Genomic DNA, 18213 nt, shown 5'->3' with positions numbered 1-18213 from the left:
CGTCAGGGCGTTGACCCCACGCCGCCATCAGCCTATTTTCAACGCCTCAGCGGCCGCAAACAGCCGGGCGCCTCACCAGTACGATCATCATGTCCAACAGTTCCCTGAAGCCCGCGCAATCCATCCCCGTCTACAAGGCCCGCGACTTCACCGTCGTAAACGGCGCCAATCTGGGTGATCCGATCTCCTTCGCGGCCGAGCTTGATCTCGATGACACCTATGAGCTGAACAAGACCGCGCAGCCCTACCGCCTGTCGGTACTGGCCCATGACGATGGCCGCTTCACCATCGCCGAGAACACCACCACCGGACAGCCCGGCGCGCCGCTGCATCTTGATTCCTGTCTCACGCTGATGTCCGCCTCGGGGCAAACCAGCGAATTGCTGGTGCTCGTGGAAACCGACGATGCCGGCAATGTCGCGGGCGTCTATGCCCTGCCTCTGGCGCAACTGACCCCGCGCACCGGCTATGCGCTCGTGGGCATCGACCGCGACAACCCGCGCCAGAAATTCGCCGAAGTGGCCTGCGTGTCCTTCTCGCGTGGCACCCATATCACGCTGGCCTCGGGCCGGCAGGCCCCGATCGAGACGCTCAAGGTGGGCGACATGGTCCTCACCCGCGACGACGGCCCCCAAGCGGTGCGCTGGATCGGGCATTCGACCGTGCGTGCCGTGGGCGACTTCGCCCCGATCCGCATCAAGGCGGGCACGCTGCACAACGAAAACGACCTCCTGCTCAGCCCCGACCACCGCCTCTTCATCTATCAGCGCTCCGACGCTCTCGGCGCGGGCCGGGCCGAATTGCTGGTGCGGGCGCGCTATCTGGTCAATGGCGACACCGTGCTGCGCGAAGACGGCGGCTTCATCGACTATTTCCAGCTGCTCTTCGACGAGCATCAGATCATCTATGCCGAAGGCATTGCCGCCGAAACGCTGCTGGTCGATACCCGCACCCGCCCGGCCCTGCCCGACGATCTGTGCGAGGCTCTGGCCAATTCGCTCACCGGCCACGGGCCGCGCGCCCATCTCGACTGCGAGGTGAGCGAGAAACTTCTCGACCACCCCGACGCCGCCGCCATCCTGCGCCGCGCCTCCACGCGCTGATCCTTCGGCCCTTGCGCGCGGCACTGGCGTATTGCACCGCCTCCCGCGCGCCTCTATATGCGCATCCATGCTGGACATGACCCCCAACCGCCCCGATCTGCCGCCCGAAATCGCGCGGCGCCGCACCTTCGCGATCATCTCGCATCCCGATGCGGGCAAGACGACTCTGACCGAGAAATTCCTGCTCTATGGCGGTGCGATCCAGATGGCCGGGCAAGTGCGCGCCAAGGGCGAGGCCCGCCGCACGCGCTCGGATTTCATGCAGATGGAAAAGGACCGGGGCATTTCCGTCTCGGCCTCGGCCATGTCCTTCGATTTCAGCGGCTTCCGCTTCAATCTGGTGGACACGCCCGGTCACTCGGATTTCTCGGAAGACACCTATCGCACGCTCACCGCGGTGGATGCCGCCGTCATGGTGATCGACGGCGCCAAGGGCGTCGAAAGCCAGACGCGCAAGCTGTTCGAAGTCTGCCGCCTGCGCGATCTGCCGATCCTGACCTTCTGCAACAAGATGGACCGCGAAAGCCGCGAGACCTTCGACATCATCGACGAGATTCAGGAAAACCTCGCCATCGACGTGACCCCCGCCTCGTGGCCAATCGGCAAGGGCCGCGATTTCATCGGCTGTTACGACATGCTCAACGACCGGCTGGAACTGATGGACCGCGCCGACCGCAACAAGGTGGCCGAAAGCATCAAGATCAACGGTCTGGACGATCCCGCCCTTGCCGCGCATGTGCCCGCCGACCTAATCGGCCAGCTGCGCGAAGAGGTCGAGATGGCCCGCGAACTGCTGCCCGCCCTCGACCCGCAATCGGTGCTCGAAGGCCATATGACCCCGATCTGGTTCGGCTCCGCGATCAACTCCTTCGGCGTCAAGGAACTGATGGACGGGATCGGCACCTATGGCCCCGAACCACAGCCGCAATCTGCCGAACCGCGCCAGATCGCCCCCGAGGAAACCAACGTCACCGGCTTCGTCTTCAAGGTGCAGGCCAACATGGACCCCAAGCACCGCGACCGCGTGGCCTTCGTGCGTCTTGCCTCGGGCCATTTCCGGCGCGGCATGAAGCTGATGCATGTGCGCTCGAAAAAGCCGATGACTGTGTCGGCCCCGGTGCTGTTTCTCGCCTCCGACCGCGAACTTGCCGAAGAGGCATGGGCAGGCGATATCATCGGCATTCCCAATCACGGCCAGCTGCGCATCGGCGACACCCTGACCGAAGGCGAAAGCCTGCGCGTCACCGGGATTCCGTCCTTTGCGCCGGAACTTCTGCAGTCCTGCCGCGCGGGCGATCCGATGAAGGCCAAGCATCTCGAAAAGGCCCTCATGCAATTCGCCGAGGAAGGCGCCGCCAAGGTCTTCAAGCCCTCCTTCGGCTCGGGCTTCATCGTCGGCGTCGTGGGCGCGCTGCAATTCGAGGTTCTGGGCAGCCGGATCGAGCTTGAATACGGCCTGCCCGTGCGATTCGAGCCGTCGCAATTCACCTCCGCCCGGTGGGTCGCAGGCCCGCGCGACAAGGTCGACGCCTTCGCCGCCGCCAACAAAAGCCATATCGCCCACGATCATGACGGCGACATCGTTTACCTCACGCGCCTGCAATGGGACATCGACCGCATCGAACGCGATCACCCAGACGTGACCTTGCAAGCGACCAAGGAAATGATGGCCTGACCCCAGCCAAATCGCGCCGCGGCTTGCGCATCGCGAAACCCGACCGGCGGGGCGCATCGCTGATTTCGATGACGACAGTTTGAAACTGCGACAGCAATCTTGCGACTTGCGCGATCCGCGAATCGCTGTAAGGTTGTGGAGCTTATTTGACGATCGCAATTTTTTAGGAGTACGCGGTATGAGTATCCACTCTATTGTCACATCTGGCGTTATCGCCACGTTTCTTTCCACCACAGCAGCCCTCGCAACCACGGTCAGCACCGCCACGGTGACATCCGCCAATCAAGGATGCTGCGACCCCGTCATCATAACGACCGACTTCCAAACCGTGTCCGATGGCACCGCGACGGCAACGCTCGGCGCCAGCAGCGCCATCCAGAACGCCGACGGCACATCCGCCGTCAGTGCGGTGATCGACCCCTTCGGCCGAAACACCGGCTCCACGCGGGTCACCTCCGAAGCACAGCTCGATTTCAGCGAAACCAACGCCACCAACGGCACCCGGACCTATACGCTCGACTTCACGCTGTCGGGCCTGTCCACCGAAATCTCGACCAGCCGCCAATACGGCCCGAACCTGACAAACCCCTTCGCCAACCCAGACCCTGAATTCGTAGACACCGACAGCGCCTATACCGCTGCGTCCTTCGAATACGCGATCCAGATCAACGGCACCGACATCTTCAACGCCCGCGCCGACGTTCTGGGGCTGGCCACCTTCAACGCCTCCTTCGATCTTGTCCAGACCTACATTTTCGACAACGTCCAGAACTTCACCCCCTCGATCAGCTCGCTCGGCCTCGGCGGCGGCTTCATCGAAGCCTTCGAATTCTCGGTCGATGATTTATCCGGCAGCATCGCCCTTGGGGATTTCGGCGCCGGCGAAACATTCGACATCACCTCGACCCTGACCGCCCGCGCCTTTGCCACGAATTTCGAAGGTGAAAACGCCGTGGGCGCCTTCGTGCAGGACCCGATCACGATCTCCAGCTTCGGCCTGAGGTCCCAGCCCACCGTTTCGGCCCCGATCCCGCTTCCCGCCGCAGGCTGGCTCCTGCTCGGCGCACTAGGCGGGCTGGCCGCTATCAAACGGCGCAAGACCGTCTGAGAACCCAAGCTGGACTCTTGCGTCAAAGCCCCCGGCCCCCCGGGGGCTTTCATCACGCATTCAGCACCTTGCGCCCCGCCCCGGCCCGCCGCATCCTGTCGCCATGAGCACGCCCACATGGGGCCTTGTCGCAACGATCAAGGCCGACACCACCGCGATCCTGAATTTCGCCGCCCATCATCTCGATCTGGGCGCGCACCGGGTGCATGTCTATCTCGACGCCCCCGCGCCTCACGCCTTCGCCGCCCTCAAGGCGCATCCCAAATGCCGCGTGACGCTCTGCGACGCCACCTATTGGGACCGTCGCGGCAAGCGTCCCGACACCCATCAGCCGCGCCAGTCGATCAACGCCACCCATTGCCTGCAAAAGCGCCCGCAGGTCGACTGGCTCGCCCATATCGACGTGGACGAGTTCCTCTGGCCCTCCCGCCCCCTTCCCGCGCAGCTCGCCGCCCTGCCGCCCGACGCGATCAGCGCCCGCATCCGCCCGCTCGAGGCGATGGCCCCCGATCCCTCCGATCCGCCGCCGCCCGGCGTCACCTGGTTCAAGGCCTGCGCCCCCTTCCCCGGTCAGCGCCGCAACGAAACGGCCGAGATCTATCCCACCTATGGCCCGCATCTGAACGGCGGCTTTCTCAGCCATGTGGCGGGCAAGATTTTCGTGCGCACCGACCGCCCCGATCTGAGCCTGCGGATTCACAACGCCTTCATCGACGGCCACAAGGACCCATCGCCCGCCACGCTCGACGAGACCGAGCTGTGCCACCTCCATGCCCCCGACTGGGACCGCTGGCGCGAGGCCTACCGCTTCCGGCTGGCGCAAGGCTCCTATCGCGCGGGGCTCAAACCGCCCCCCGCCTCCGGCCCCGAGGCGCTCACCATGAACGCGCTCTTTGCGCTTTTGGAAGAAGACCGGGGCGAGGCCGCCCTTGCCGACTTCTTCGCCGAGGTCTGCATCGCCACCCCCGATCTGCGCGCCCGGCTCGACGCATACGGCCATCTGCGCCGCATCGCGCTTGATCTTGACGCCAAACGCGCCCGCCATTTCCCCGATCACGCATGACTGTTGCCATTTCGGCAACTATCCCTATGTTCAAGGGCAGATTATCACCTAAGCAACCGGCTCCATTGACCATACCCCCCAATATCCGGTAAACGCCGCTTCAAGGGTCACAGACGTGATGCGCCACGGGGCCAGACGGGTCCGACCCTGACATGACGTGCGGGCCAGGATAGTGTCCGCAAACCACGGACACACATGACAAAATTTTCCGATCTCAATCTGAACCCCAAAGTCCTCAAAGCCGTCGAAGAAGCAGGCTACACAGATCCGACGCCCATTCAGGCCGGCGCGATCCCCCCTGCCCTCGAAGGCCGTGACATCCTCGGCATCGCCCAGACGGGCACCGGCAAGACCGCCAGCTTCACCCTGCCCATGCTATCGCTGCTGGCGCGGGGCCGGGCGCGGGCGCGCATGCCGCGCAGCCTTGTGCTCTGCCCGACGCGGGAACTGGCCGCACAGGTGGCCGAAAACTTCGACACCTATTCCAAGAACCTCAAGCTGACCAAGGCGCTGCTGATCGGCGGTGTCAGCTTCAAGGAACAGGACAAGCTGATCGACAAGGGCGTGGATGTGCTGATCTGCACCCCCGGTCGCCTGCTGGATCATTTCGAACGCGGCAAGCTCTTGCTGACCGGCGTTCAGATCATGGTCGTGGACGAGGCCGACCGCATGCTCGACATGGGCTTCATCCCCGATATCGAACGCATCTTCAGCCTGACGCCCTTCACCCGGCAAACCTTCTTCTTCTCGGCCACCATGGCGCCCGAGATCGAACGCATCACCAACACCTTCCTGCAAAACCCGGTGCGGATCGAAGTCGCCCGTCAGGCCACCGCCTCCGAAACGATCGAACAGGGCGTGGTCATGTTCAAGCCCTCGCGCCGCGAACGGGCCGACTCTGAAAAGCGCGACATCCTGCGCGCCATCATCGACGCCGAAGGCGAGGCCTGCACCAACGCCATCGTCTTCTGCAACCGCAAGGTCGATGTGGATATCGTCTCCAAGTCGCTCAAGAAACACGGCTATGACGCCGCCCCGATCCATGGCGATCTCGATCAATCACAGCGCACACGCACCCTTGACGGCTTCCGCGCGGGCGACCTGAAAATTCTCGTGGCCTCCGACGTGGCCGCGCGCGGGCTCGATGTGCCCTCGGTCAGCCACGTGTTCAACTACGATGTGCCGGGCCATGCCGAAGACTATGTGCACCGCATCGGGCGCACCGGCCGCGCCGGCCGGTCCGGCAAGGCGATGATGATCTCCGGTCCGCGCGACGACAAGAACCTCGACGCGATCGAACGGCTGATCCAGAAACAGATCCCCCGGCTCGAGAACCCCGTTGCCGGCACCTCGCCCAGCGACGAGGACAGCGCCGCATCCCCCGACGCACGGCCCGAAGCAAAGTCCGACGACAAGCCCGCCCGCAGAAGCCGGAGCCGCACCTCGCGCTCCAAATCCGAAAAGACCGACACAGCACCTGCCCCGCAGGCCGACGTCGCCGAGGCGCCGCAGCAGCCTGAACCGGTTCAGGCCGCGCCCGAGCGCCCCTCCGAGCCGCGCCGCGACGACAGATCGCAAGACAGCGCGCGCTCCGGCTCTCGCCGCGGTGGCGGCAGCGGCAGCGGTGGTGGTCGTGGCAGGTCCGGCGGCGGCGGCAACGCGGTTGTCGGCATGGGCGATCACATGCCCAGCTTCATCGCTCTAAGCTTCGAGGAACGCCGCACCGATTGAGGCGCGCAGCCTCGCGCAGCCTCAAGGCACCGAATTGAAAAAAACCTGCCTCCACCCCTCGGGCCAAGGCAGGTTTTTTGGTGTTTGCGTACAAGATGGACACAATTTCCGGGATTGAAGCCCGGTTTCGTCCTGAACGCGCGTAGGTTTCGTACGGATCGTACGCCGCTACTCGGCCAGACGGCTGATCACCACGGTCACTTCCGGGCGCTTGCCGATCTCGTTCTGCGCCGATTGCCGCGTGATCTTGCGCAGCGCGTCTTCCAGCTTCTCGTCATCCGTCAGAACCTTCGCCCCGGCGCGTCCGAGAAACTGGCCAAGATCCTCTTCGAGCACATCCACAAGCGGCGCGCGACTGTTGCCCGTCTCCGGCAAGCCCTTGATTTCACACCAAGGTTCGCCCAAGGGCTCATCCTCTTCATCAAGGATCACATTGACCGTGACATGCCCGTTCAGCGCCATGCGGATACGATCCCGCACGATCCCATCCAGCGCCCCGATCTTGACCGAGCCATCCAGATAGGTCCGGCCCGTCTCGACATAGTCGCAGATTTCCGCGCGGTTCCCGGTCAGGTCCACCATCGTTCCATTCACTGCAAGAACGCCCTGCATCCTCTTGGAATTGGCCAATTTTGCGTGTTCTCGCAAATGCCGGTGCTCGCCATGCATCGGCACCACGATCTGTGGTTGCAGCAAATCGTGCAGCTTTTCGAGGTCCGGTCGGTTGGCATGACCCGAGACGTGATACTTGCCGTCTGAGTCGTCCACAACATCGACGCCCATCTCACTGAATTGGTTCATGATTTTGATGACGCCGCGTTCATTGCCGGGGATCGTCTTGGATGAAAACAGGAACATGTCGCCCTCTTTCATCGACAGCCCCAGATAATTCCCCTGTGCCAGCTGCGCACTCGCCGCGCGCCGCTCACCCTGACTGCCGGTGACGATCAGCATCAGGTTTTCCCGCGGAATATCCTTTGCTTCTTCGGGACTTACGGTTTTCGGGAACGAGGTCAGAACCCCCGTTTCCACCGACGCCTCGATCATCCGACGCATCGCGCGCCCCAACAAACACACCGACCGTCCCGCCCGATCCGCCGCCTCGGCCAGTGTCTTGAGCCGTGCCACGTTGCTGGCAAAGGTGGTGGCCACGACCATCCCCTTGGCACCCGCGATCAGGGCCTGGATATCCTCGGCCAAAGTACTTTCAGAACGCCCCGCATGTGTATTGAAAACATTGGTGGAATCGCACATCAGGGCCTTGACGCCGGGCTTGGCCAGACTGGCCCAAAGCTCTGGATCGAACGGCTCGCCCACCACGGGGTTGGCGTCGATCTTGAAATCCCCCGAATGCACCACGCGGCCCTTGGGCGTGTCGATGACCAGCCCGGAACTCTCTGGAATCGAATGAGAAATCGGCACGAACCCGACCGTGAACGGCCCCACCTTAGTCACTTCGGGCCAGGGCGACACAACCCGCACCGCCTTTTCGGAATAGCCGAACTCTTCCATCTTGCGTCGCGCAATATTGGCCGTGAACGCCCGCGCATAAACCGGCGCGCCCAACTGCTCGTAATAATGCGCCACCGCACCCACGTGATCTTCGTGCGCATGGGTGATGAAGACCGCCTCCAGCTGCTCACGTCGCGCCGCAAGCCATTGAATATCCGGGAAAATCAGGTCCACGCCGGGGGATGAATCCATGTCCGGAAAGGTCACCCCCAGATCGACAAGGATCAACCTCTCCTTGCCCTTCGGTCCATAGCCGTAAACATAGGCGTTCATGCCGATTTCGCCGGCCCCGCCAAGGGGCATGTAGATCAGTCTATCGCTGCTCATGAGGTTTGTGCCTTCTTGTTGTAATCATGAATCACGGTCAGCCCGTGCATTGTCAAATCGTCTTCGATCGCGTCGAACAGCATGTCGCCCTGCGCGAAAAGCGAGGCCAGACCGCCCGTTCCGATGATCCGCATCGGGCGATCATACTCAGCCCTGATGCGCTCGCATACGCCATTGACCAGCCCCACATAGCCCCAGAACACACCCGATTGCATACAGGCTACCGTATTGGTTCCAATGACTTTTTGAGGCTTGGTCACGTCCACATGCGGCAGCGCCGCCGCCGCCATGTGCAGCGCCTCGAGGCTCAGGTTCACGCCCGGCGCGATCACACCACCCACGTAAGCGCCATCCTGCGCCACCACATCAAATGTGGTCGCCGTGCCGAAATCCACCACGATCAGATCGCCTCCATGCCGCTCATAGGCCCCTTCTGAATTCACCAGCCGGTCCGGCCCCACCTGCGTGCCCGGATCGACCCGGGGCGGATGCGGCAACAGGCATTCAGGCTTGCCCACCACCAGCGGCCGGCATCCAAAGAACCGGTCGGCAAAGACCCGCAGGTTGAACACAACCCGTGGCACCGTCGACGAGATGATGACATCGGTGATGTTCGCCTCGATCCCGTAATGCTTCACGAGTGTCGAAAACCACGTGAAATAAGCATCTGCCGTGCGCGCATGGTGGGTCGAGGTGCGCAACGTGCACAAGAAGGACGTGCCGTCCCAGATCGAAAACACGGTATTCGTATTGCCGCAGTCAATGGCCAGAAGCATTTGGCGCTCCTTCAGAAAAACACTTCGGCCGCCGGAATGGCGTGCCGGGTTTGCGGCGTAGTTAGAACAAGATTGCCCGCCTCGTCCACCGTCTCGAAGACGCCGGTGATCGCATCGCGGCTGGTACGCGCGGTGATCGTCTGCCCAAGTTTCGCCGCCCGCGCCAGCCATTCTCTGCGAATCGGCGCGAAACCATAGGTCGTGAATTGCGCCTCGTACCGGGCATAGGCGGGCGCCAGAAGGTCCAGAAACTCTTCTGGAGTGATCGTTACACCGGCCTCGGACAAAAGCGACACAGGCTGCAGCGCCCCCGCTTCGACCATGTCGCGGCCCGGCGCCTGCGCAAGGTTCACACCGATGCCGATTGCGAAATACGACAGCCCCTCGCGGGTGCCAGCACTTTCCAGCAGGATCCCCGCCAGCTTTCCGCCATTGAGAAGCACGTCGTTAGGCCATTTCAGGCTCAGCCCACCGCTCTGCCCGGTGGCGGCCACGAATGCGTCGAACAAGGCCAGCGATGCCACAAAGGACCGCAGCGCCACCTGATCGGGGCTTTCCGTCGGTCGCATGACGAGCGTGGCGGCGAAATTGCCCTTCGGATGCGTCCACGGCCGGCCGCGCCTTCCGCGCGCGGCGGTCTGGTTGAGCGCCAGTATCCATTCCGGACCGGACAGGCCGGGGGCAAGCCGCGCCGCTTCGGCATTGGTGCTGTCCACTTCAGCCAGCACCCGTCGCCCCACGCCCATGGGCCAGGTCGTGTCACCGCGCACCGCGCCCATCATGAACCCACCGCCACCGCAGGACAGCGGCCATCCCAAACGAAGTGACGCGCCATTGGCGCGTCACGGTCAAGGTTTCGTGGCTGAACGCGGTCAGTTGACAAGGGTCGCTGCCGCCGCCTGAGCCATAGCTTCGATCCCGAACATGTTGATAATACCCAACAACATCAACGCCGCCGAGACCATCAAGAAGCTCCATTGCACGGGCGACCGCGCCGTTTCGAGAGGTTCCCGCTCTTCCCCAAAATACATGAAATACACGATCCGAAGATAATAAAACGCACCGATCACGCTGGCGATGACCCCGGCAATGGCAAGCCATGCCAGACCACCCTCATAGGCGGCGCGCAGCACATAGAGCTTGCCGAAAAAACCCAAGAGCGGCGGCACGCCCGCGAGGCTGAACAGCAGGATCAGCATGGCCAGCGCACGGCCCGGGTGGGCACGGGAATACATGTTGAGGCTCGCGATCTCGGTGATCGGCTGGCCATCACGCTCCATCGACAGGATGAAGGCGAAGGTGCCGATATTCATCGTCACGTAGATCGCCATGTAGATCAGCATGGACTGCACGCCAAAGGCCGTCCCTGCCGCAAGCCCCATCAACGCATAGCCCATATGCGCGATCGAGGAATAGGCCATCAGCCGCTTGATATCGGTCTGGCCGATCGCGGCCACCGCACCGAGGAACATCGACAACAGCGCCAGCACCGCAAGCACCTGCTGCCAGTCGCCGACCACATTGCCGAAGGCATCATGCACGACCCGCGCAAACAGGGCCATTGCCGCCACTTTGGGCGCCGTGGCGAAGAAGGCGGTGATCGGCGTCGGCGCGCCCTCATACACATCTGGTGTCCACATGTGAAACGGCACCGCCGAAACCTTGAAGGCAAGACCCGCCAGCACCAGCACAAGGCCAATCAGCAGCCCAACGGGCGCCTGACCGTCCGCCGCGACGATGATGCCGGAAAACAGCGTCGTGCCCGCGTAGCCATAGGTCAAGGACGCCCCATAAAGCAGCAGCCCCGAACTCAGCGCGCCGAGAACGAAATATTTCAGACCGGCTTCGGTCGATTTCGCACTGTCACGGCGCAGCGAGGCCACGACATAAAGCGCCAGAGACTGCAGCTCCAGCCCCATGTATAGCGCCATCAGATCGCCCGCGCTGACCATCAGCATCATGCCAACCGCGCAGAGCGCGATGAGCACCGGATACTCGAACCGCAGTATCTTGCGGCGCATCATGTATTCCTGCCCCATCACCATCACGGCGGCCGCACTGAGCAGGATCATCACCTTGGCAAAGCGCGAAAAGGCATCGTCGTTGAACATGCCATCAAAGGCGGTGCGCGTGCCCTGCCCCGTCGTACCGATCCACAGCGCCATCACGGTGAACAGACCTGCGGTCAGCCACAACAACATCCCGGCCATACGGTCTCGGCCTGTATAGGCCGTGAACAGCAGCGCGGCGATCGCATAGACCGAGATCACGATCTCGGGCAGGATAACATTCAGATCAGCCTGCATGTCTCAGGGCCTCCGTTACTGCTGCGCCGCGGCCAGCTGGTTGGCGCCATGCGCCTCGACCAGAGCCGTGTCGTAATTTGAAATCAGGGCTTCCACCGAGGGTCCGATGATATCGGTCACAAGGCTTGGATAGACGCCCAGAAGCAGGGTCATCACCACAAGCGGCGCAAAGATCGCCCGCTCGCGCCCGGTCATGTCGTTGATCGACTTCAGGCTTTCCTTGATCAGATCGCCAAGCATCACGCGCCGGTAAAGCCAGAGCGCATAGGCCGCACTCAGGATCACGCCGGTGGTCGCCACCAATGCGACCCAGGTGTTGACCTGGAAGACACCGACCAGCGTCAGGAACTCGCCGATGAAGCCGCTGGTGCCAGGCAGGCCGACATTCGCCATGGTGAACAGCAGGAAAATAAGCGCATAAGCCGGCATCCGGTTCACAAGCCCGCCATAGGCGTCGATCTCGCGGGTGTGCATCCGGTCATAGATCACGCCGACGATCAGGAACAGCGCACCCGAGATGAAGCCGTGGCTGATCATCTGGAAAATCGCACCATCGATCCCCTGCTGATTGACCGAGAAGATCCCCATCGTGACATATCCCATATGCGCGACCGAGGAATAGGCGATCAGCTTCTTCATGTCCTCCTGCGCCAGCGCCACCAGCGAGGTATAGACGATGGCGATGGCCGACATCCACAAAATGAGCGGCGTCAGCAACTCGGCCCCGACCGGGAACATCGGCAAGCTGAAGCGCAAGAAACCGTAGCCGCCCATCTTCAGCAGGATCGCGGCCAGCACGACCGACCCCGCGGTGGGCGCCTGCACATGCGCATCCGGCAGCCAGGTATGCACGGGCCACATCGGCATCTTGACTGCGAAGCTGGCGAAGAACGCGATGAACATCAGCGTCTGCATGCCCCCCACGATATGAATGCCCAGAACCGAGAAGCTTTCAGAGCCGAACTGGTGGTTCATCAGGTCCACGATATCCGTCGTGCCCGCATCCGAGAACATCGCCACCATCGCGATCAGCATCAGAACCGAGCCGAGGAAGGTGTAGAGGAAGAACTTGAACGAGGCATAGACCCGTTCCTTGCCGCCCCAGATGCCGATGATGAGGAACATCGGAATGAGTCCTGCCTCGAAGAACAGGTAGAACAGCACCAGATCCAGCGCCATGAACACGCCCAGCATGAGCGTTTCAAGAAGCAGGAAGGCGATCATGTATTCCTTGACCCGCTTGGTCACGTTCCAGGACGCAGCGATCGTGATCGGCATGATGAAGGTCGTCAGCATCACGAACAGCACGCTGATCCCATCCACACCCATCTTGTATTGCAGGCCCAGAAGCCACTCACGCTCTTCCACCATCTGGAAGCCGGTATCATTGGGATCGAACCCGGTCAGGATGAAGATCGACACGAGGAATGTCAGCGATGTGGCGCTCAGGGCGACCCATTTGGCGCTGCGCTGTGCCGCGGCGTCCTCGCCCCGCAGGAAGATCGCAAGGATCGCTGCGGCGATGGCGGGAATGAAGGTTGTGATGGACAGAAGGTTATCCATTATTCAGCCCCCCCGATGAAGCTCATCCAGGTGACAAGCACCGCGATCCCGATCACCATCGCGAAGGCGTAGGTGAAAATATAGCCAGACTGCGCGCGCCCTGCGAGGCGCGTGAAGAAGGGGATGATCCCCATCGCCACGCCGTTGATCGACCCGTCGATCACATCGCCGTCGCCTCTCTTCCAAAGCATCTGGCCAAGCGCTTTTGCCGGACGGACGAAAAGAAAATCGTAGATCTCGTCGAAATACCACTTGTTCAGCAGGAACAAATACAGCGGGCGCTGGTTCTCGGCCAGACGGCGCGGCATGGCCGGATCCCAGATGTAGAACCAGATCGCCACGATCAGACCTATCAGCATGGCCACGAAGGGGGACAGCTTGACCCATGTCGGCACGTAATGCGCCTCATGCAGGATCGTGTTCTCGGGAGCGATATAGATCGCCGCCTCGCCGGGTCCGCTTTCCATGACATAATGCAGCTCCGAGGCTTTCGGGCTGCGTTCCGCCACCGCCTCGACCAATTCCTGCGAAGGCTCGCCATAGGTGCCGCCGAAGAACTTAACCACCTCGTTTGTCTTGCCGAAGAAGCTGCCATACCAGATCGCCCCGGCGAACACCGCGCCAAGCGCCAGAACGCCGAGCGGGATCAACATCACCTTGGGGCTTTCATGCGCATGGTCATGCGTGTGCTTGTCGCCTCGCGGCGTGCCCCAGAAGGTCAGGAACATCAACCGCCAGCTATAGAAGCTGGTGAACAGCGCCGCGATGACCAGCATCCAGAACGCATAGCCCATCGGCCCCGCGGCATAAGCGGATTCAATCACCGCATCCTTCGACGCAAAACCCGCAAAGCCGATCCAGCCGGTGAGCGGGATACCCACCCCGGTGATGGCCAGCGTCCCGATCAGCATGGCCCAGAACGTATAGGGCATCTTCTTGCGCAGGCCGCCATAGTTGCGCATGTCCTGCTCGTGATGCATCCCGTGGATGACCGACCCCGCGCCCAGAAACAGCATCGCCTTGAAGAAGGCATGGGTGAAGAGGTGGAACATCGCCACCGAATAAACGCCGACACCCGCCGCCACGAACATGTAGCCAAGCTGCGAACAGGTCGAATAGGCGATCACGCGCTTGATGTCGTTCTGCACAAGCCCGACGGTGGCCGCGAAAAATGCGGTAGTGGCGCCAAGGAACGTGACGAAAGCCATCGCTTCGGGCGCGAATTCCATGATCGGCGACATGCGACAGACAAGAAACACCCCTGCCGTCACCATAGTGGCCGCGTGAATCAGCGCCGACACCGGGGTCGGGCCTTCCATCGCATCCGGGAGCCATGTGTGCAAAAACAGCTGCGCCGATTTGCCCATCGCACCGATGAACAGAAGGAAGGCCACCAGATTGGCCGCGTTCCATTCCGTCCACAGGAAGGTCAGTTGCGTCTCGGCCAGCTCTGGGGCGGCCGCGAAGATATCCTCGAACCGGATCGAGTCGGTCAGGAAATAGAGCGCCATGATCCCCAGGATGAAACCGAAATCGCCCACCCGGTTGACCACGAAGGCCTTGATCGCCGCGGCATTGGCGCTTGGCTTGCGATAGTAAAAGCCGATCAGCAGATACGAGGCCAGGCCCACACCTTCCCAGCCGAAGAACATCTGCGCCAGGTTGTCCGCCGTCACCAGCATCAGCATCGCGAAGGTGAAGAGCGACAGATAGGCGAAGAACCGCGGGCGATAGGTCTCGCCTTCGCGGAAGTTCTCGTCATGCGCCATGTAGCCCATGGAATAAAGATGCACGAGCGCCGAGACGGTCGTGATGACGATCAGCATGATCGCGGTCAGACGGTCCAGCCGGATCGCCCAGGAGGAATTCAGCGTGCCGGATTCGATCCAGTCGAGGATATGCACGATCTCGGTCTGGCCGTCATGGCCCAGAAAGACGATCCAAGACAGAAGGCAAGACAGGAACAACAAGCCCGTCGCGACCCATCGTGCGCCCTGATCTCCGATGATCCGCCAGCCGAAGCCTGCGATGATGGCCCCGATGAGAGGCGCAAAAAGAATGGTCAGTTCCATCGGGTCAGCCCTTCATCACGTTGACGTCTTCCACGGCGATGGTGCCGCGGTTCCGGAAGAAGCAGACAAGGATCGCAAGGCCGATCGCGGCCTCGGCGGCGGCAACCGTGAGCACGAAGAGCGTGAACACCTGCCCCACCAGATCCCCCAGATGCGCCGAAAAGGCCACGAGGTTGATATTCACCGCCAGCAGCATCAGCTCGATCGACATCAACAGGATGATCACGTTCTTCCGGTTCAGGAATAAGCCGAATATCCCGATGACGAACAGCGCCGCCGCAACCGTCAGGTAATGTTCCAGTCCAATCATTCGTGTCCCTCCGGGCCGTGCCCGTCCGTCTTTTCGTTGTTGCGCCCCAAAGCCCTGCTTCGGGGTATATCTGTCATCTGTCCGGTCGCGCCGTGCGCGGCCCCCGTTCAGCCGGTCAGAGCCCCTGCCCCGGCTTCACATCCTTGAGTTCCATCGCCTTGGCCGGATCGCGATACATCTGCGCCAGAACATCCTGCCGCTTGATGTCCGAGCGATGCCGCAGCGTCAGCACGATCGCGCCGATCATCGCCACCAGCAGGATCAGCCCCGATGTCTGGAACAGCAGGAAATACTTATCGTAAAGCAGCATGCCCAAAGCGGCGGTATTCTCGACCCCGTCCGGAGTGACCGCCGCGCGCGCGGCTTCGGCCCCTTCCGACATCTGCCAGTTGCCGAAGGCCAGCCCGAACTGCATCAGCAGGATCACCCCGATCAGCAGCGCCAGCGGCATGTAGCGCGCCATCTCGGCCTTGAGGGCGGCGAAATCCACGTCCAGCATCATCACGACGAACAGGAACAGCACTGCCACGGCGCCGACATAGACGATGATCAGCAGCATCGCCACGAATTCCGCCCCCAGCAGAACGAACAGCCCCGCAGAGCTGATGAAGGCAAGGATCAACCACAGCACCGAGTGCACCGGGTTTCGGCTGATTACCGTGAACAGCCCCCCGGCCAGCGCCGAGATCGCGAACAGGTAGAATGACATCACCGTCATGCTCATGAGTCGGTATCCTTTTCCTCGCTCTCGTCCAGAACCTCGCGGGCGAAATCCATCGCCCGGTTCATGGAGGGGATGCCCGCGAACACCGCCATTTGAGCGATGGTCTCGGCTATCTCGTCTTTGGTGGCGCCCGCTTCCAGCGCGTGGCGCACTGTCATGCGGATCTGCGTGTCGTTCTGTGCCCCCAGCATGGTCAGCCCCGCCAGCGTCAGCAGGAGCCTTGTCTTGGCATCCAGCCCCTTGGAACTGACGCCCTTGCCGAAGGTCATCTCCATGAGCTCCTTCGGCATGGTCGGCCACAGCTTTTCCATTCCCTTGGGCGAGAACGACTCGAGCGCCGGATTCATGGCCTTCGCCATCTCCTGCGCCTGCGCCATGATCGCCTCGAAAGGGTTCTTGGAGTCGGTCATCTGTACGGTGCGTCCAGTTCCAGGTTGCGGGCGATTTCGGCTTCCCAACGGTCCCCGTTCTCAAGCAGCTTCTGCTTGTCGTAGAACAGCTCTTCCCGGGTTTCCGTGGCGAATTCGAAATTCGGCCCTTCGACGATCGCATCCACCGGGCAAGCCTCTTGGCAGAAGCCGCAATAGATGCATTTCGTCATGTCGATGTCATAACGCGTGGTGCGGCGGCTGCCGTCATCGCGAGGCTCGGCATCGATCGTGATGGCCTGCGCCGGGCAGATCGCCTCGCACAGCTTGCACGCGATGCAGCGCTCCTCGCCATTGGGATAGCGGCGCAGCGCATGTTCCCCGCGAAACCGCGGGCTGAGCGGGCCTTTCTCGTGTGGATAGTTAAGCGTCGCTTTGGGCGCGAAGAAATACTTCAGGCCCAGACGGAACCCCACGAGGAAATCCTTAAGCAGGAAGTAGCCCGCCGCACGTCCGTAATCGATATTCGCCATGGCTCAGCCTCCAATCGCCCAACGGGCCCAGAACCCGCCGAGCACTTCGAATTTCGCAAGAAACGCCACGATCACCACCCAGGCCAGCGACATCGGCAGGAACACTTTCCAGCCGATCCGCATCAATTGGTCATAGCGGTAGCGCGGCGTGATCGCCTTGACCATCGCGAAGAGGAAGAAGAAGAACGCCATCTTCGCGATCATCCACAGCACCCCGTCAGGCAGGCCCGGAATGGGAGACAGCCAGCCCCCGAAGAACAGCAGCGAGGTCAACGCGCACATCAGGAAGATCGCGATATATTCGCCTGCCATGAACAACAGGAACGGCGTGCTGGAATATTCCACCTGATACCCCGCCACCAGTTCGGATTCCGCTTCGGGCAGATCGAAAGGCGGGCGGTTCGTTTCGGCCAGCGCCGAAATGAAGAACAGGAACACCATCGGCAGATGCGGCAACCAGTACCAACCGAAGAAGCCATAGGCCGTATCCTGCGCTGCAACGATCGCGCCGAAATTCATCGAGCCGGTCGAGATGATGACGCCGATGATGATAAGGCCGATCGACACCTCGTAGGAAATCATCTGCGCCGCAGACCGCAGGCTTCCCAGGAACGGATATTTCGAATTCGAGGCCCATCCGCCCATGATGACACCGTATACCTCGAGCGAGGACACCGCGAAAACGAACAGGATAGCGACATTGATATCGCTCAGCACCCAGCCCTCGTTCAGCGGAATCACCGCCCAGGCAAGGATCGCCAGAACGAAACTGGTAAGCGGTGCCAGCATGAACACCGTCTTGTCGGCCCCCGCAGGCACGACCACTTCCTTGACCACGTATTTCAGCGCGTCGGCCACAGTCTGCAGAAGGCCGAAGGCCCCCACGACGTTCGGGCCACGGCGCATCTGAACCGCCGCCCAGATCTTGCGGTCCCCATACACAAGAAACAGCAGCGAGATCATGACAAAGCCGACTACGGCAAGGCATTGCGCCACGATCAGAACCGCGATCCCGAAAGGGGTTGTCAAGAATTCAGCCATC

Annotated in this window: 16 protein-coding genes; 5 read left to right on the top strand and 11 right to left on the bottom strand. The window is 61.9% G+C overall.

Translation table 11 applies throughout. The features are described 5' to 3' along the window. Positions 1 to 89 precede the first annotated feature (89 nt). From RAZWK3B_RS10550 to RAZWK3B_RS10530, 5 genes are all read left to right on the top strand, one after another. A complete protein-coding gene (locus RAZWK3B_RS10550; protein WP_007814924.1) occupies positions 90 to 1103 on the top strand; it encodes a Hint domain-containing protein in 1014 nt (337 codons plus the stop codon). 67 nt (positions 1104 to 1170) lie between these two features. After that, positions 1171 to 2778, top strand: a complete 1608-nt coding sequence (locus RAZWK3B_RS10545) for a peptide chain release factor 3 (protein ID WP_007814923.1) — start codon at positions 1171 to 1173, stop codon at positions 2776 to 2778. Positions 2779 to 2956: 178 nt separating this feature from the next. Next, complete coding sequence (locus tag RAZWK3B_RS10540; RefSeq protein WP_007814921.1) at positions 2957 to 3886, top strand: VPLPA-CTERM sorting domain-containing protein; 930 nt, start codon at positions 2957 to 2959, stop codon at positions 3884 to 3886. Between the two features lie 103 nt (positions 3887 to 3989). Continuing rightward, complete coding sequence (locus RAZWK3B_RS10535) at positions 3990 to 4949, top strand: glycosyltransferase family 2 protein (RefSeq protein ID WP_007814919.1); 960 nt, start codon at positions 3990 to 3992, stop codon at positions 4947 to 4949. Between the two features lie 195 nt (positions 4950 to 5144). Then, on the top strand, positions 5145 to 6680 hold the full coding sequence (locus tag RAZWK3B_RS10530) for a DEAD/DEAH box helicase (RefSeq protein WP_007814917.1): 1536 nt from the start codon (positions 5145 to 5147) through the stop codon (positions 6678 to 6680). Between the two features lie 168 nt (positions 6681 to 6848). Here the strand turns inward: RAZWK3B_RS10530 and RAZWK3B_RS10525 are convergent, their stop codons facing one another. From RAZWK3B_RS10525 to nuoH, 11 genes are all read right to left on the bottom strand, one after another. Continuing rightward, positions 6849 to 8519, bottom strand: a complete 1671-nt coding sequence (locus RAZWK3B_RS10525; RefSeq protein ID WP_007814915.1) for a ribonuclease J — start codon at positions 8517 to 8519, stop codon at positions 6849 to 6851. Beyond that, the gene (locus RAZWK3B_RS10520) at positions 8516 to 9295 is read right to left on the bottom strand and encodes a type III pantothenate kinase (protein ID WP_007814913.1); all 780 of its coding nucleotides are present in this window, start codon (positions 9293 to 9295) and stop codon (positions 8516 to 8518) included. Before RAZWK3B_RS10520 ends, RAZWK3B_RS10525 begins: the two co-directional genes overlap by 4 nt. A gap of 11 nt (positions 9296 to 9306) precedes the next feature. Further along, positions 9307 to 10077 carry a biotin--[acetyl-CoA-carboxylase] ligase gene (locus RAZWK3B_RS10515; RefSeq protein ID WP_007814911.1) on the bottom strand — a complete coding sequence of 257 codons (771 nt, stop codon included), beginning with the start codon at positions 10075 to 10077 and terminating at the stop codon, positions 9307 to 9309. A gap of 90 nt (positions 10078 to 10167) precedes the next feature. Next, the gene (nuoN, locus tag RAZWK3B_RS10510; RefSeq protein ID WP_007814910.1) at positions 10168 to 11601 is read right to left on the bottom strand and encodes an NADH-quinone oxidoreductase subunit NuoN; all 1434 of its coding nucleotides are present in this window, start codon (positions 11599 to 11601) and stop codon (positions 10168 to 10170) included. Positions 11602 to 11616: 15 nt separating this feature from the next. Beyond that, on the bottom strand, positions 11617 to 13164 hold the full coding sequence (locus tag RAZWK3B_RS10505) for an NADH-quinone oxidoreductase subunit M (protein WP_007814908.1): 1548 nt from the start codon (positions 13162 to 13164) through the stop codon (positions 11617 to 11619). Then, entirely contained in the window at positions 13164 to 15236 is a 2073-nt protein-coding gene (nuoL, locus tag RAZWK3B_RS10500) for an NADH-quinone oxidoreductase subunit L (RefSeq protein WP_007814906.1), read from the bottom strand. The genes RAZWK3B_RS10505 and nuoL overlap by 1 nt, the downstream gene beginning before the upstream one ends. 4 nt (positions 15237 to 15240) lie before the next feature. Then, complete coding sequence (gene nuoK, locus RAZWK3B_RS10495; RefSeq protein WP_007814905.1) at positions 15241 to 15546, bottom strand: NADH-quinone oxidoreductase subunit NuoK; 306 nt, start codon at positions 15544 to 15546, stop codon at positions 15241 to 15243. Positions 15547 to 15661: 115 nt separating this feature from the next. Continuing rightward, positions 15662 to 16264 (bottom strand): NADH-quinone oxidoreductase subunit J, encoded by a 603-nt coding sequence (locus RAZWK3B_RS10490; protein ID WP_502685149.1) that lies wholly within the window; start codon positions 16262 to 16264, stop codon positions 15662 to 15664. A gap of 2 nt (positions 16265 to 16266) precedes the next feature. Beyond that, complete coding sequence (locus tag RAZWK3B_RS10485; RefSeq protein ID WP_007814900.1) at positions 16267 to 16680, bottom strand: carboxymuconolactone decarboxylase family protein; 414 nt, start codon at positions 16678 to 16680, stop codon at positions 16267 to 16269. Next, positions 16677 to 17171 carry an NADH-quinone oxidoreductase subunit NuoI gene (gene nuoI / locus RAZWK3B_RS10480; RefSeq protein ID WP_007814898.1) on the bottom strand — a complete coding sequence of 165 codons (495 nt, stop codon included), beginning with the start codon at positions 17169 to 17171 and terminating at the stop codon, positions 16677 to 16679. Before nuoI ends, RAZWK3B_RS10485 begins: the two co-directional genes overlap by 4 nt. Positions 17172 to 17174: 3 nt before the next feature. Next, positions 17175 to 18212, bottom strand: a complete 1038-nt coding sequence (gene nuoH, locus RAZWK3B_RS10475) for an NADH-quinone oxidoreductase subunit NuoH (RefSeq protein ID WP_007814897.1) — start codon at positions 18210 to 18212, stop codon at positions 17175 to 17177. Position 18213: the final 1 nt, after the last annotated feature.

This window comes from Roseobacter sp. AzwK-3b, assembly GCF_000170875.1.
In the GTDB taxonomy this organism is placed as follows: domain Bacteria; phylum Pseudomonadota; class Alphaproteobacteria; order Rhodobacterales; family Rhodobacteraceae; genus Roseovarius; species Roseovarius litoreus.
Note: the sequence above shows the minus strand (reverse complement) of the source record. Positions and strands in the feature narration are given on the sequence as shown.